Source organism: Hungatella sp. (assembly GCF_046966825.1).
This window is the reverse complement of record NZ_JBKVCZ010000006.1, coordinates 1-15081: the sequence shown is the minus strand read 5'-3', so window position 1 is coordinate 15081 and position 15081 is coordinate 1. Positions and strand designations below refer to the sequence as shown.

The following is a 15081-nucleotide window of genomic DNA, read 5'->3' as shown; positions in this document are numbered from 1 at the left end:
CGCTTTTATTCTTCCTTTGTCTCCGTTTCGGAAGCTTCTGTGGACGAGGAGGCGGTCGTCGGGATCCGCGCCGGATTCGTCTGTCCAGGCAGCGCGCCCGGCAGACCGTAGCCTTCCTCCTCGCTCGGACCGATTACCGCTTCTTCCGAAGGATCGAGAGCCTCCGGCGGAATTGTCTCTCCATTTTCCAGTGTACCCACTTCCGTGCTCTCTTCTGTTCCTTCTTCCGTGGAACCCTCTGTGGAGCTGCTGATCCCTTCCTCTGAAGGCAGTTCTGCCTGTCCGCCTTCCGGAAGTGACGGCGTGATATCTGTATCCGGGAATATATTTAAATAAGGAAGAATCTCAGTCATAATCTTCTGGAAGATTTTGCTTGCATACGTACTGTGAGCCTGTTCCTCTACGTGCGGCTCGTCCACTACCACATATACGAGAACCTGTGGATTATCGGCGGGCGCATAGCCACAGAAGGATACGACGTAGTTTTTCTTGTCACGTCCGACCTTCTCGGCCGTTCCTGTTTTACCCGCGATTTTATAACCCTCTACCTTAGCGGCAGATCCGGTACCGCCCTGGGCGTTTACCGTCTTATAGAGCGCTTCGTTGATAAACTTCGTGGTGGATTCCGAAACAGTCTCACGGACCAGAACCGGATCCATCTTCTTCACAATAGATCCCTGCTCGTTTAAGATCTGTTTTACCACATGGGGCTCGTAGTAGGAGCCGCCGTTTATGACGGAGCAGTACGCAGCTGCCATCTGGATCATGGAACAGTTAAAGTTCTGACCGAAGGCATTGGTTGCGAGGGAAGCCGGATCGGCCGTCTCCGCATTGTACATAAGCGTCTTGTTGTCCGCCTCGCCAGGAAGATCGATTCCGGTTTTGGAACCGAAGCCAAACTGCTGCTGGTATTTATAGAATTTCTGTTTCCCTACTTTCTGGGCAATGTGCATCATAACGACGTTGCACGATTTCATAAGGCCCTGCTCCACCGTCAGATCGCCGTGACCGTACCGGTTTACACAGCTGATCGGCCATCCGCCGATCTCCAGCTTTCCGTTACACGTATACGTCTCATTACCGGTGATGGAGCCTTCCTCCAGGCCCGCCGCCACAGTGAATATCTTGGCGGTAGAACCAGGCTCGAAGCCGTCGCTGATGCAGAAATTACGCCATGTCTGATTCCACGCCACCTGTTTTCCGAAGGACATGATCTCATCATTGGAATAGTGGGCGTAAACGTTGGCCTCCGTCAGAGGCTCCGCGTCCTTATTCTTTCTGTGGTAGTCGTCTATGGCTTCCTGAATGCCCAGCTGCTTCACCACATCATCGGTGTACTCCGGACGGAGCTGCCTCGGATTGTTTAAATCAAAGGTCTTATCATTGGCCATGGCCAGGACCTCGCCGTTGTTGGGATCCATGACGATGACGCCCACCCGCTTGCTTCCGACCTCCTGCTCCCACTCCGTGATATATTTCTCAACGATCTTCTGAACGTTTGTATCAATGGTGGAAACGACCGTGTTGCCGTTGGATGCCGGCTTGATCACCCGCTCCAGATTAGAGTCGTCATTTAAATAGCCGTACTCCCTGCCGTTGGTTCCCATCAGCGTGGAGTTATAGTACTGCTCAATGCCGCCGCTTCCATCCATGCCGTCGTCTCTGGCAAAGCCGATTACATTGCAGCCCACGGAGTTATACGGATAAATTCTCTTATACTCATCCTCAAACCAGATGCCGCGGATGCCCTTTCCCTCTCCAGCTCTCTTAAACTCTTCCCGTTTTTCTTCCTTATATTTCTCGAAGTTTTCTTTCTGGTCGTAAGTCAGCTGCTTGGCGTAACGGATATAGTACTTGTCCTTTTTCTCGTTGATCAGATTCATCATCTCCGTCCGGTCATAACCGAAACAGTCTACCAGAGCGTTCACAGAGGCCTCTAAGTAGGCGTTGGAATCCGACATAATCTGCTTGGGATCCAGGATCAGATTATACACTTTCTCACTTGTCGCCAGATACGTTCCGTTGCGGTCCAGAATATCGCCCCGCCGAAATGGTATGGTACGGCTGTCGTACTCCTGCTGTGACAGCACAATCTGATTAAAATCGTCCTTTTTATTGGTCATTAAATCGTACAGGACCATAACCAATGCAAACAAAGCCAGCGTAACTACCAGGACGGTAATCGCCAGCTTTTCCTGCATGTATCTTGGAAATATCTTGGTTTTTCTATTTTTCTGCCTGTTAGTGTTTCGGGATGTCTTCATTCTGCCTTACATACTCACTTTCCGTCTTATCATACTGAAGAATCTGATTCTTATTAGCGTAGACCATGCCAAGTTCCTCTGTAGCAACCTTGTACACATGATCCAAATCAACGGAAGTATTAATATTCGTCTGCAGGGCATCGTTTTCAGTCTTTAACGTTTCCAGCTCCGACTCCAGGCTCTCGATCGTATGAATTCTCGTCGTGATGGAAGACTGAAGATGGAGATAATTTACACATAAACAGAGCGTACAGACTGCTGCGATGGTCAGCATAATAACATAAGGCAAATCCATCTGTAAGGCTTTTTCACGATTCCGTCTGACTTTATGGTTCACTGCCGGACGGCGTACTTCATCTGGTGAACGTCTTACCGGTACGCGTGCAGGTTCCAGCTTACGGACAGTATTCCCCTGTACGTAGGCAGCACTACGGTAAGAATGCACATTCTTTCTAGCAGCCATGCTCTTTTCCTCCCTTTTTAAATCCGCTCAAATACTCGAAGCTTCGAACTCTTCGATCTCTTGTTCCCTTCAATCTCTTCTTCTGACGGTACAACCGGTTTTCTGGTGATTACCCGGCCTTTGCTGACTTTGCCGCAGACACAGACTGGAAAATCCGGCGGACAGGTACAGGGATTCTCATTATTGCGGAAGCGAATCTTTACGATCCGGTCTTCCAGCGAATGAAAGGTGATAACAGCCAGCCTTCCACCCGGTTTCAATAAGTCGATCATCGTATCAATAGAATTATTTAGGACCTCCAGCTCCTGATTCAGTTCAATCCGAATTGCCTGGAACGTCTTCTTCGAAGGATGGCCGCCCACTGCACGAACTTTCGCAGGAACCGCTTCCTTAATAATCTCTGTCAATTCTCCTGTTGTCTCAATCCGTTTTGTCTCTCTGGCCCTCACGATATGCTTTGCGATATTCTTTGCGAACTTGTCCTCTCCGTAGTCACGGATAATTCTGTATAAATCAAACTCGCTGTACGTATTCACAATATCGGCGGCCGTCTGTGTGTTTCTCTGATCCATCCTCATATCCAGCGGAGCGTCGTCCTCCCGGTAGGTGAATCCCCGTTCCGGTGTGTCCAGCTGATAGGAGGATACTCCAAGGTCCAGATAAATACCGTCTGCCTTTTCGATTCCTAAATCCTTTAGTACCGATTGTATCTCTTCGTAATTGCTTCTCACGATCGTAACTCTGTCTTCATAGTCACGAAGCCGTTCCGATGCCGCCGCGATGGCGTCTGCATCCTGGTCAATTCCGATTAATCTTCCGTATTCCCCGAGGCGTCTGCATACTTCCAGAGCATGTCCGCCGCCCCCAAGCGTTCCATCCACATAAATTCCATCTGGTTTTACATTCAGGCTGTCAATGGTTTCGTAAAGCAGCACTGACTTGTGTTCAAACATCATATTCCAAGTCCTTCCATATTCTCAGCGATTTCTTCCATATCATCGTATGTATTGGCTGCTGTCCACGCATCCTTGCTCCAGATTTCAATGCGGCTTCCTACACCCACAAGCACTGCATCTTTTTCGATGCCTGCAAATTCACGGAGCACAGCCGGAAGAAGAATTCTTCCCTGTTTGTCCACTTCACAGGAAGATGCACCTGCCAGAAAGAATCTGTTAAACTTTCTGGCGTTAGTGTTGGTCAGCGGCAGGCTTTTCAATTTTTCTTCGAGGGCTTTCCATTCTTCGTTATCATACACAAATAAACAGCCATCCAAGCCCTTCGTCACGACGAACTCTTCACCAAGCTGTTCTCTGAACTTCGATGGGACGATCAAGCGCCCTTTTGCATCGACTGTATGATTGTATTCGCCCATGAACATACTAATCACCTGCTTGTACGTCAGAGAGAGAGCTTACACCACTCTTCCTCCATTCTCTACCACTTTATACCACTTTCCACCACTTGTAGATTAATTTTAGTACATTTGTAAGGAAATAGCAAGGAATTTTTCTAAAAAAGAATAAAAAAATAAGGCGGCAACGAATGGTTTCGTTACCGCCTCCAGATATGCCGTGTCTCTAATACCCGGCTACTATATATTGTTCTATCAGTTGATCCAGCTCTACACTTCTCTTATAAACAGTGCTGCTGTCCTGCTCGGTGTCTATACTTCTGTTTAATTTATCTCTTGCCTCTTCAATCTTATAGATCAACTCTTCTTTTGAAATCATATCAGTCTTCTCCTTTGCTCTTTAATCGTATCTGTCTGTGTTTCCAGATGAGCACCAAAGCTGATATCACCACTAATACCAATGACAATGCCTGAGATACTGCAATTCCTGTGTTAAAGAATATAAGCTGGTCCGTCCTGAGCCCTTCGATCCAGACTCTCCCCAGACCATATCCCAGCAGGTAAATAAGAAGCATTTCCCCATTAAACTTCTTACGTTTGCGATACCATAGCATGAATATTAACACGCCTAAATTCCAGACTGATTCATAGAGAAAGGTCGGATGCACCTGTATATACTCGACACCGTCCTTCACAATCAGGTGGTTTAATAGGTCCTGAGATATCATGCTCTCGTTGACCAGCGCTCTTCTGATTCTCATGGCAAAAAGGCTGTCCGTGTATCCGCCAAACGCCTCACAGTTAAAGAAGTTTCCCCATCTTCCTATAATCTGTCCGGTTATCAGTCCAAGGCAGCCGCTGTCAGCCATTGAAAAGAAAGAAAGCTTTTTCTTTCTTGTATAAACAGTCAGCGTTATGACCGCAGCAATCACGCCGCCGTATATGGCCAGTCCGCCTGCCCTTAAGTTTAAAATTGAAATCAGGTTGTCCCTGTAATTCTCCCAGTCAAAAATGACATAATAGATACGAGCTCCTATAATAGAAAAGATAATTCCATACAGAGCAAAATCCAGATAAATATCCGGGTCCTGTCCCCTCCTTTTCGCGTCGCTCGTCGCAACCCAGAGACCAGCCAGTATTCCAATTCCTATGATAATCCCGTAAAACGCTATGCGGAATCCAAATATCGAGATACTGTTCTGCAAATGGTCAATCGTAATACCCAAATGCACAAAACTAATATCTGCCGTATTTGCCATTGTTTTCTCCTTTCATGTTTTCTTTATTTTACCCCGTGATATGCCAAAAATCAAACATATTCGCCCGACATATTCGACCATAATTCGACAAAAACAGGCGCGAGTTCAGTTTGACTCTTTTATTTTTATGGATAATATGCTATTCTATATTAGTTGCAGGAAAAAATCAACCTTAAAAATGTTTAATAAAATAGAGGAAGGTAATGAATTATGAAATTAGGTATTGTCGGACTGCCGAATGTGGGTAAAAGCACATTATTCAACTCTCTTACAAAGGCCGGCGCAGAATCGGCCAACTATCCGTTCTGTACGATTGATCCAAACGTAGGCGTGGTTCCCGTGCCGGATGTACGTCTCGGAAAGCTGGCTGCGCTCTATGACTCAGCAAAGATCACGCCCGCAGTCATTGAATTCGTAGACATCGCAGGACTCGTGAAAGGCGCTTCCAAGGGTGAAGGTCTTGGTAACCAGTTCCTTTCCAACATCAGAGAAGTGGACGCCATCGTGCACGTTGTCCGCTGCTTTGAGGACGGCAATGTCATCCATGTGGATGGCAGCGTGAATCCTTTAAGAGATATTGAAACTATCGATTTAGAGCTTATCTTCTCCGATTTAGAGATTCTGGAGAGACGAATCTCCAAGACGGCAAAGAGTGCCTTTAACGACAAATCTCTCGCCAAAGAGCTGGAGATCTTAAAAGCAGTGAAGGCTCACTTAGAGGATGGCAAGCTGGCCCGCAGCATGGAGTTTGAAGATGACGATGCTCAGGAATTCGTTTCCTCCTTAAATCTTCTCACCTACAAGCCGGTGATCTTCGCCGCCAATGTAAGCGAAGACGACTTGGCCGACGACGGCGCTTCCAATGAATACGTAAAGGAAGTCCGCCGCTTCGCCGCAGAAAACGGCAGCGAAGTCTTCGTCATCTGTGCCCAGATCGAGCAGGAGATCGCCGAACTGGAGGAAGACGAGCGCAAGATGTTCTTAGAGGACTTAGGCCTCACGGAATCCGGTCTCGAAAAACTGATTGCCGCCAGCTACCACCTCCTGGGCCTCATCAGCTATTTAACCGCTGGCCCCACAGAGACGAGAGCCTGGACCATTAAAGTAGGAACCAAGGCGCCTCAGGCCGCCGGCAAGATTCACTCCGACTTCGAGCGCGGCTTCATCAAGGCCGAGGTTGTAAACTACCAGGATCTTCTCGATTGCGGTACCTATACGGCCGCCAAAGAGAAAGGCCTTGTCAGAATGGAGGGGAAAGAATACGTCGTAAAAGACGGGGACGTTGTCCTGTTCCGTTTCAACGTATAAGTTCCACTCGTTTCATACCGCAGACCGCGGTTCCCGGCATAAAGGCCGGAAAATAGCAGCGGGAAATCTTTAAAAATAAAGATTTCCCGCTATTATTTTCCCCCAACATGGATTTGACAGATCCCCCCTCATCGCTTAAAATAAAGGAAAGCATTGCCTGACACCAAAGCAGGCTGCAAAAGAAAAGGAGGCTGTCCACACAGATGAAACGATGCATTGCAGCGGCCGGAATAGCAGAGGGACACCAAAACACCAGATCCATAAAGGAGGAATCACAATGTCTATTCCGGCACAAACCATATATCCAAGAACAGGAGACCGGCAGACCGTCTATTTAAACGCGGTCGTCAAAGATCCCAATATTTCCGTCGGTGCCTATACGATGTACAACGATTTCGTGAACGCCCCGGTCGATTTCGAAAAAAACAACGTACTCTACCACTACCCGATCAACAGAGACCGCCTGGTTATCGGCAGCTTCTGTTCCATTGCCTGCGGAGCCAGATTTATATTTACAAGTGCAAACCACACGATGACGTCCCTTTCCACGTATCCGTTCCCCTTATTCTTTGAAGAATGGGGCACTCCCATCTCGGAAGTCACAGACTCATGGGACAACAAGGGCGATATCGTCATTGGAAATGATGTCTGGATTGGTTATGAGGCTGTCATCATGTCCGGCGTCAAAATCGGTGACGGAGCGATCATCGGAACGAGAGCCGTCGTAACAAAAGACGTGGAACCCTATACCATCGTAGGCGGGCTCCCGGCAAAACCAATCAGGAAGCGTTACAGCCAGGACATCATCACCCAGCTGGAGGCGGTCCGCTGGTGGGATTTACCTCACGACCAGCTTAAGCAGCTCATCCCGGCTATCCGCGGCGGCAGTCCTGAAGCCCTGCTCCGCGCCTGCCATGCCCTGAACCAATAAAATAACCATTTCACCTATCCGGTTTTTGCCAGGCAAAAGCCGGATACTTTTAATAAGGAGAACATTATGCAAACCTTCCATGCAGAAATCCTCAAAGACACCGCCGGCAGACTCACTTATCTGCCCCTGCCATTCTCTGCCAGAGAGATTTTCCATCAGCCCAAAGGCACCATTTACGTACAGGGAACCATAAACGGAATCCCTTACCGGAGCAGGCTCCTCTCCCGCGGCAGCGGCTGTTACATTATGCTTATCGACAAAGTCCTGCAAAAATCCCTCGGTTTTTGCGGCCTTCCCCTGCCTGTCTCTGTCACAATGTCCCTCGACGCCCCGGCCCAGCCGTCCGGCAGCCCGGCCGCTCCCAGCCCTTCCCTTTCCCCATGCGCCATGGACACCATCACCGCAGTTAAAACCCGTACAAGCGTACGTCATTATACGGATGCTCCCATAACCCCTGATGCCCTTAACACACTCCTGTACGCCGGAATGTGCGCGCCCAGCGCAAAAAACAAAAGGCCCTGGCACTTCCTTCTCCTGGAAGACCGGAACCTCCTCACCGAACTCTCCGCCACCAATCTCAACGCCCGCATGCTGGCCGGAGCCGCCTGTGGAATCGTCGTCTGCGGCGACCGCAATATAGAAGGAACAAACGATTTCCTCTGTGAAGCCTGTGCCGCCGCCACCCAGAACATTCTTCTCTGCGCCCACAGCCTGGCCCTTGGCGCAGTCTGGTGCGGAGTTCTCCCCCACTCCCCATGGCAAAAGCTGCTGACACAGACCCTAAACCTCCCACCCAAGGTATCCCCTATCACTGTCATAGCCCTTGGTCACCCTGCGCCCTCAGCCACCTCACCCGAAAAAGCCGCTCCCTGGGATCCAGCCAAACTCCACCGCGCCACCTGGTAACCCCACATTCCCCCACCGCCCCGCCGAAAAGCTGTGGGTGGGAAGGGGAAGGCGGCGTACCCCCTCGCCATTTACTCCAGCAGCGTATACCCCATCAAGCTCTCATCAACCTCCTTCGCCGCCTCTCTCCCTTCCCGGATGGCCCAGACCACCAGCGACTGGCCTCTCCGCATATCTCCCGCGGTAAACACGTGCCGGGCGTTCGTCTTATACGTTCCGGCCTCAGTCTCCACATTGGTCCCTGCATTCAGCTTCACGCCGAAGGCATCCGCCACATAGCTCTGACTTCCTAAAAATCCGGCGGCAATCAGTACCAGATCGGCAGCTACCTCCTTCTCGCTTCCGGCTACCGGTTCCATTATGATCCGGCCCGACTTTTCATCCTTTTTCGGCTCCAGTGACAGGAGCACGGCTTTTGCCACTCTGCCGTTCTTATCCTTAACGAACTCCTTCACCGTCGCCTGATACATTCTCGGATCGGCGCCAAACACGGCGATGGCCTCCTCCTGGCCGTAATCCGTCTTTGCGACACGGGGCCATTCCGGCCAGCTGTTGTCGGGCGTCCTCTTTTCCGGAAGCTTCGGCATCATTTCCAGCTGAAGAACCGATGCGCAGCCATGGCGGATGGCGGTTCCCACACAGTCATTTCCCGTATCGCCGCCTCCGATGACGATCACGTGCTTTCCTTTGGCCGACAGGTACGACTGATCCTTTAAGTTGGAATTCAGCAGGCTCTTCGTGGTGGATTTAAGGAAATCCACTGCAAAATAAATTCCCTCCGAATCTCTTCCCGGCACCTGAATGTCGCGGGGATTGGATGCGCCGCAGGCCAGTATCACGCGGTCAAAATCCTTTAAGATGTCCTTTGCCTTGTGGTTCTTCCCCACATCGGCTCCCGTGACAAAAGAGATTCCTTCCTCTTTCATTACATCCACCTTGCGGTCGATCACCCATTTTTCCAGCTTCATATTGGGGATACCGTACATCAGCAGGCCTCCGACGCGGTCTTCCCGCTCGAATACCGTCACGCTGTGGCCCCGCTTATTTAACTGGTCCGCGGCCGCTAAACCGGCCGGGCCGGAGCCGATGACTGCCACCCGTTTCCCGGTTCTGATCTTCGGCGGGTTCGGGCCGGCAATCCCCGTCTCATACGCCCGCCGTATTATGGCTCCCTCATTTTCCTTGATGGCGACCGGAGTTCCGTTTAATCCGCAGGTACAGGCCGCTTCACATGGCGCGGGGCATACCCGGGAGGTGAACTCTGGAAAACTGTTGGTCTTTTTTAAGCGGTTATAGGCCTGATCCCATGTTCCCGTATAGACCAGATCGTTCCACTCCGGAATCAGATTGTTTAAGGGGCAGCCGGAAACCATTCCCTTGATCATCATTCCCGACTGGCAGAACGGCACGCCGCAGTCCATACAGCGGGCCCCCTGGCATTTCTGTTCCTTTTCCGAGAGCGGAAGGCGGAATTCGTCATAATGCTTAATCCGGCTTTTGGGATCTGCCGCCCTTCCTGTCTCTCTGTCATATTCTAAAAATCCTGTTGGCTTTCCCATTCTTTTCCTCCTCTCGGCTCACTTCTTCGTATTCGCATAAAATGCTTCAATCTGTGCCTGTTCGCTACTCAAGCCTTTCTCCTCCATCTGGACGATGGTGTTCATCATACGGCGGTAATCGTGAGGCATGATCTTCTTGAATTTCGGCAGATACTCACCAAAGTTGTCGAGAATCTCTTTTCCTCTTTCCGAATTGGTGTAAGCCACATGTTCTTTTATCATTTCCTTCAGCTCCAGAACATCGTATTTATTCGTCACTTCCTCAAAGGAAACCATCTCTTTATTCAGTCTCTTATACAAATCCCGTTTCTCATCCAGAACATAGGCGATTCCGCCGCTCATGCCCGCTGCAAAATTCTTTCCAGTCGGTCCCAGCAGGACGACACGGCCTCCGGTCATATACTCACATCCGTGGTCTCCCACGCCTTCCACCACCGCGGTAGCGCCGGAATTTCTCACACAGAACCGTTCACCGGCCACGCCGCAGATAAACGCCTTTCCACTGGTCGCCCCGTAAAGGGCCACATTGCCGATAATGATGTTTTCTTCGGCTTTAAAGGTCACGCCCTTCGGCGGATAGACCACCAGCTTTCCTCCGGACAAGCCCTTGCCGAAGTAATCATTGCTGTCTCCCACCAGCTCCAGCGTAAGCCCTTTCGGGATAAATGCGCCAAAGCTCTGGCCGCCGCTTCCCGTGCAGTTTACGGTATACGTATCCTCCGGAAGTCCCTCCGGGTACAGCCTCGTGATCTCGGATCCGAATATGGTTCCCAGCGCACGGTCCGTGTTGGAAACATCGATCTGAATGCTCTTCTTCTGCCCATTCACCAGTGCCGGTCTCAATTTCTTCAGCAGGATCTTTTCATCGATGGTCTTTCCCAGTTCGAAGTCGTAGACCGATTTATGGTTATAGCCGGCCAGCTTTTTATCGGCATACGGATTGCCAAGAATGGCAGAGAGATCCACCTTATCCGCCCTTTTCGAAGAAATATGCTCCTTCTTTTTCAGCAGATCGGTACGTCCCACCAGTTCATCTACCGTACGGACTCCAAGCTTCGCCATATACTCCCGCAGCTCCTGCGCAATGAAATACATGAAATTGACCACGTATTCCGGTTTCCCCTTAAAACGCTTCCGAAGCTCCGGATTCTGCGTCGCAATCCCCACCGGGCACGTATCCAGATTGCAGACCCGCATCATCACGCATCCCATGGTTACAAGGGGAGCCGTCGCAAATCCGAACTCCTCCGCCCCCAGCATACAGGCAATCGCCACATCACGACCTGTCATCAGCTTGCCGTCAGTCTCCAGGATCACCTTGTCGCGGAGGCCATTCATAATCAGGGTCTGGCCCGCCACTCCCAGCTCCCATGGAAGCCCTGCATTGTAAATGGAATTTCTCGGTGCCGCCCCCGTTCCGCCGTCAAAGGAGGAGATCAGGATCACCTGTGCTCCCGCCTTGGCGACGCCTGCCGCGACGGTGCCGACTCCAGCCTCAGATACCAGCTTCACCGAGATTCTGGCCTCTGTGTTGGAATTTTTCAAGTCGTAGATCAGCTGTGCCAGGTCCTCGATGGAGTAGATATCGTGGTGAGGCGGCGGCGATATCAGGCCAACACCCGTTGTGGAATGCCGCGTCTTTGCCACCCACGGATATACCTTGCCTCCGGGAAGCTGGCCGCCCTCTCCGGGCTTCGCTCCCTGGGCCATCTTGATCTGTATCTCTTTGGCGCTCACCAGATAGCGCGAGGTAACGCCGAACCGCCCGGAGGCCACCTGCTTGATTGCGGAGCACCGGTTCAGCCCGTCGGCTCCGGGAGTCAGACGCTCCAGACTCTCCCCGCCCTCACCGCTGTTGGATTTGCCATGGATCCGGTTCATGGCGACAGCCAGCGTCTCATGAGCTTCCCCGGAGATGGAGCCGTAGGACATGGCCCCGGTCTTAAACCGTTTCACAATGGATTCCACGCCTTCCACCTCGTCGATGGAAACCGCCTTCCGCTTCGTATAATCGAAGTCAATCAGGCTCCTTAAATTCACCATCTGGCCTTCTTCATTCAGCGCATGTGTATACTGCTTAAACGTCTCATAGCTTCCCGTTCTGGCCGCCTCCTGAAGCAGGTGGATGGTCAGCGGATTATAGAGATGTTCTTCCTGTCCAGCCCTGGCCTTATGGCTTCCGACGCTCTCCAGGGTTAAATCCACATCGAGACCGAGGGGATCGAAGGCCATGGAGTGAAGCGTATCCACATCATTTGCAATATCGTCCAGCGTAATGCCTCCGATCCGGCTCACCGTATCGGTAAAATACTTTTCCACCACGCTCTTTGAAATGCCGATGGCCTCGAATATCTGTGCTCCCTGGTACGACTGGATCGTGGAAATGCCCATCTTAGAGGCAATCTTAACGATTCCATGGAGCACCGCGCTGTTATAGTCTTCCACCGCTGCGTAATAGTCCTTATCAAGCATCCCGCTTTCGATCAGCGCCCGGATGGATTCCTGCGCCAGATATGGGTTGACCGCGCAGGCTCCATATCCCAGCAGCGCAGCGAAGTGGTGTACCTCTCTTGGTTCTCCGCTCTCCAGAATCAGAGCCACTGAGGTGCGCTTCTTCGTCTTCACCAGATGCTGCTGCAGGGCGGATACCGCCAGAAGCGAAGGAATCGGCACATGGTTCTCGTCGATGTCACGGTCGGAAAGGATGATGATATTCGCCCCGTCACGGTGCGCCCGGTCCACCTCCAGAAACAGCCTGTCGATTGCCTTTTCCAGAGAAGTATTCTTATAATATGTGATCGGAATGACCTCCACCTGGAACCCGGGCCTCTTCATGTATTTGATCTTCATCAAGTCCGTACACGTTAAAATCGGATTGTTGACCTTTAAAATCTTGCAGTTCTCCGCTGTTTCCTCCAGAATATTTCCCTCTTCACCGACATACACGGCGGTGGAAGTCACGATCTCCTCTCTGATGGCGTCGATCGGCGGATTTGTCACCTGCGCAAACATCTGCTTAAAGTAATTAAACAATGGCTGATGCTTTCTGCTTAAGACCGCCAGCGGACTGTCGGCTCCCATAGCGGATACCGTCTCAGCCCCGTTTAAGGCCATGGGAAGAATCATCGTCTTGTATTCCTCATAGGTGTAGCCGTAGGCTTTCTGGAGCCTGGAACGCTGCTCCGCACTCATGTACGCGACTCCCCTGTTGGGAATCGGTAAATCTTTCAGTTCGATTAAGTTGGAATCCAGCCATTCGCCGTAGGGCTGTCTCGACGCATACATTTCCTTTAGCTCACTGTCTGACACAAGGCAGCCCTTTACCGTGTCGATCAGGAGCATTTTCCCGGGACGGAGGCGCTCCTTTCTCACCACATGATTCTGCTCTGTGTCGATGGCTCCCACCTCGGAAGCCAGGATCATCTGATCGTCATCCGTGATGTAGTATCTGGAAGGCCGCAGCCCATTTCTGTCTAAAACCGCGCCGACGAGGTCGCCGTCGGAAAATACGATAGAGGCCGGACCGTCCCACGGTTCCATCATAGTCGCGTAGTAGCTGTAAAAATCCTTGATCTCCTGAGGCATGGATTTATCATGGGCCCATGGAGCCGGGATCGTTACCATGACGGCCAGAGGGAGTTCCATACCGCTCATCACCATAAATTCCAGGGCATTGTCCAGCATGGCCGAATCGGAGCCCTCCTGATTGATGATCGGGAGCACCTTGTGCATATCGTACTTAAAATACTTCGATTCCATGGTTTCTTCCCGTGCCATCATCTTATCCACATTGCCGCGGATGGTGTTGATCTCTCCGTTGTGGACGATAAGGCGGTTGGGATGCGCCCTCATCCAGCTTGGATTCGTGTTGGTGCTGAACCGGGAGTGCACCACGGCGATTGCCGACTCGTAGTCCTTATCCTGTAAGTCAGGAAAAAATCTGCGCAGCTCCTTCACCAGAAACATTCCCTTGTATACAATCGTACGGCTGCTCAGCGATACCACGTATGTATTGTCGTTGCTCTGCTCAAATACGCGGCGTGACACGTAAAGCTTCCGGTCAAAATCCAGTCCCTTTTCCGTGTCGGCCGGCTTCTTCACGAAGCCCTGGGCGATACAGGGCATACAGTCCACCGCCCTCTCGCCGATCAGCTCCGGGTGCGTCTCCACATCTCTCCAGCCTAAAAATTCCAGGCCCTCCTTCTTTACGATGATTTCAAACATCTTCTTTGCCTGGTTTCTGGCAAGCTCATCCTGGGGAAAGAAAAACATGCCGACTCCATATTCTCTCTCGCCTCCAATCTCGATACCGAGAGATTTCGTCACCTTCTTAAAAAATTTATGTGATATCTGGAGCATGATGCCTACTCCGTCGCCCGTCTTTCCCTCCGCGTCCTTACCGGCGCGGTGCTCCAGATTCTCGACGATATGAAGGGCCTGCTCCACGTGCGGTGGCTCCTTATCCCCTTTATATTGGCCACTGCGCCGATGCCGCAGTTATCATGCTCAAAACGTGGTTCATACAGTCCTGGCTGTTTCTGTTTGGATTCCATAGGTCTTTCTTCCTTTCTTTGTAAAAATGGGGATTTGATAAACTAATTTCAAAACAAAAAAGGCGGCACCTGTCTCTAGGTACCGCCTGCGGTCATTCTTGTGAATTCATTTAATTATGTTTTGCAAAAGGCAGATTACATCTCACCCAGTCCGCTCTCAATGGCCTCGGTCAGGGTCTTCATAGCCTCTTCTTCGTCCTCGCCGTCGCAGATCAGATTAATCTCAGTCCCGCTCTTAATGCCGGCCGCCATGACATTCAGCACGCTCTTAGCGATGATTTTCTTCTCCCCACATTCAATCGTAATATCGCTCTTGAACTTCATGGCTGTCTGGGACAGGACTCCTGCTGGTCTTAAGTGTAAACCGGATGGATTAATAACTGTTAATGTTTTACTGATCATAATACACGCTCCTTATTCACTATTTTATACTCATTTGAAAGAATATCCCATGATACGGACATACCCTCAGGACACCGTCTTGTGC

Annotated in this window: 11 protein-coding genes and 1 pseudogene; 3 read left to right on the top strand and 9 right to left on the bottom strand. The window is 50.9% G+C overall.

Translation table 11 applies throughout. The annotated features are described in order from the left end of the window. Positions 1 to 5: 5 nt before the first annotated feature. From ACLTD4_RS03275 to lgt, 6 genes are all read right to left on the bottom strand, one after another. Complete coding sequence (locus ACLTD4_RS03275) at positions 6 to 2264, bottom strand: peptidoglycan D,D-transpeptidase FtsI family protein (RefSeq protein ID WP_117623924.1); 2259 nt, start codon at positions 2262 to 2264, stop codon at positions 6 to 8. Continuing rightward, the gene (locus ACLTD4_RS03270; RefSeq protein WP_029466549.1) at positions 2242 to 2727 is read right to left on the bottom strand and encodes a cell division protein FtsL; all 486 of its coding nucleotides are present in this window, start codon (positions 2725 to 2727) and stop codon (positions 2242 to 2244) included. Before ACLTD4_RS03270 ends, ACLTD4_RS03275 begins: the two co-directional genes overlap by 23 nt. Positions 2728 to 2744: 17 nt before the next feature. Next, positions 2745 to 3683, bottom strand: coding sequence for a 16S rRNA (cytosine(1402)-N(4))-methyltransferase RsmH (gene rsmH, locus ACLTD4_RS03265; protein WP_002603391.1), 939 nt, complete (start codon positions 3681 to 3683; stop codon positions 2745 to 2747). Further along, positions 3680 to 4105 (bottom strand): division/cell wall cluster transcriptional repressor MraZ, encoded by a 426-nt coding sequence (gene mraZ / locus ACLTD4_RS03260; protein WP_002603390.1) that lies wholly within the window; start codon positions 4103 to 4105, stop codon positions 3680 to 3682. The genes rsmH and mraZ overlap by 4 nt, the downstream gene beginning before the upstream one ends. A gap of 199 nt (positions 4106 to 4304) precedes the next feature. Next, the gene (locus ACLTD4_RS03255) at positions 4305 to 4457 is read right to left on the bottom strand and encodes an aspartyl-phosphate phosphatase Spo0E family protein (protein ID WP_080665519.1); all 153 of its coding nucleotides are present in this window, start codon (positions 4455 to 4457) and stop codon (positions 4305 to 4307) included. A gap of 1 nt (position 4458) precedes the next feature. After that, positions 4459 to 5337: a prolipoprotein diacylglyceryl transferase gene (lgt, locus tag ACLTD4_RS03250; RefSeq protein ID WP_117623923.1), complete on the bottom strand. Its 879-nt coding sequence runs from the start codon at positions 5335 to 5337 to the stop codon at positions 4459 to 4461. 210 nt (positions 5338 to 5547) lie between these two features. On the opposite strand from lgt, the gene ychF reads away from it, so the two are divergent. The 3 genes from ychF (at position 5548) to ACLTD4_RS03235 (ending at position 8482) form a co-directional block, all read left to right on the top strand. Continuing rightward, positions 5548 to 6645, top strand: a complete 1098-nt coding sequence (gene ychF, locus ACLTD4_RS03245; protein ID WP_117623922.1) for a redox-regulated ATPase YchF — start codon at positions 5548 to 5550, stop codon at positions 6643 to 6645. 277 nt (positions 6646 to 6922) lie between these two features. Continuing rightward, positions 6923 to 7576, top strand: coding sequence for a CatB-related O-acetyltransferase (locus tag ACLTD4_RS03240; protein ID WP_117623921.1), 654 nt, complete (start codon positions 6923 to 6925; stop codon positions 7574 to 7576). Positions 7577 to 7642: 66 nt separating this feature from the next. Further along, entirely contained in the window at positions 7643 to 8482 is an 840-nt protein-coding gene (locus ACLTD4_RS03235) for a nitroreductase family protein (RefSeq protein ID WP_412331128.1), read from the top strand. A 71-nt stretch (positions 8483 to 8553) separates the two neighbouring features. Here ACLTD4_RS03235 and ACLTD4_RS03230 read toward each other — a convergent pair whose 3' ends face one another. The 3 genes and pseudogenes from ACLTD4_RS03230 to ACLTD4_RS03220 form a co-directional block, all read right to left on the bottom strand. After that, positions 8554 to 10041: a glutamate synthase subunit beta gene (locus ACLTD4_RS03230; protein ID WP_117623919.1), complete on the bottom strand. Its 1488-nt coding sequence runs from the start codon at positions 10039 to 10041 to the stop codon at positions 8554 to 8556. An 18-nt stretch (positions 10042 to 10059) separates the two neighbouring features. Further along, a pseudogene (gene gltB, locus ACLTD4_RS03225) lies at positions 10060 to 14594 on the bottom strand (glutamate synthase large subunit). A gap of 135 nt (positions 14595 to 14729) precedes the next feature. Next, positions 14730 to 14996, bottom strand: a complete 267-nt coding sequence (locus ACLTD4_RS03220; protein WP_008722810.1) for an HPr family phosphocarrier protein — start codon at positions 14994 to 14996, stop codon at positions 14730 to 14732. Between the last annotated feature and the right edge of the window lie 85 nt (positions 14997 to 15081).

Coding starts and splice junctions, on each gene's coding strand:
- lgt (WP_117623923.1), bottom strand. CDS start 5,337: ATGGCAAATACGGCAGATATTAGTTTTGTGCATTTGGGTATTACGATT.
- ACLTD4_RS03275 (WP_117623924.1), bottom strand. CDS start 2,264: ATGAAGACATCCCGAAACACTAACAGGCAGAAAAATAGAAAAACCAAG.
- rsmH (WP_002603391.1), bottom strand. CDS start 3,683: ATGATGTTTGAACACAAGTCAGTGCTGCTTTACGAAACCATTGACAGC.
- ychF (WP_117623922.1), top strand. CDS start 5,548: ATGAAATTAGGTATTGTCGGACTGCCGAATGTGGGTAAAAGCACATTA.
- mraZ (WP_002603390.1), bottom strand. CDS start 4,105: ATGTTCATGGGCGAATACAATCATACAGTCGATGCAAAAGGGCGCTTG.
- ACLTD4_RS03255 (WP_080665519.1), bottom strand. CDS start 4,457: ATGATTTCAAAAGAAGAGTTGATCTATAAGATTGAAGAGGCAAGAGAT.
- ACLTD4_RS03220 (WP_008722810.1), bottom strand. CDS start 14,996: ATGATCAGTAAAACATTAACAGTTATTAATCCATCCGGTTTACACTTA.
- ACLTD4_RS03240 (WP_117623921.1), top strand. CDS start 6,923: ATGTCTATTCCGGCACAAACCATATATCCAAGAACAGGAGACCGGCAG.
- ACLTD4_RS03230 (WP_117623919.1), bottom strand. CDS start 10,041: ATGGGAAAGCCAACAGGATTTTTAGAATATGACAGAGAGACAGGAAGG.
- ACLTD4_RS03235 (WP_412331128.1), top strand. CDS start 7,643: ATGCAAACCTTCCATGCAGAAATCCTCAAAGACACCGCCGGCAGACTC.
- ACLTD4_RS03270 (WP_029466549.1), bottom strand. CDS start 2,727: ATGGCTGCTAGAAAGAATGTGCATTCTTACCGTAGTGCTGCCTACGTA.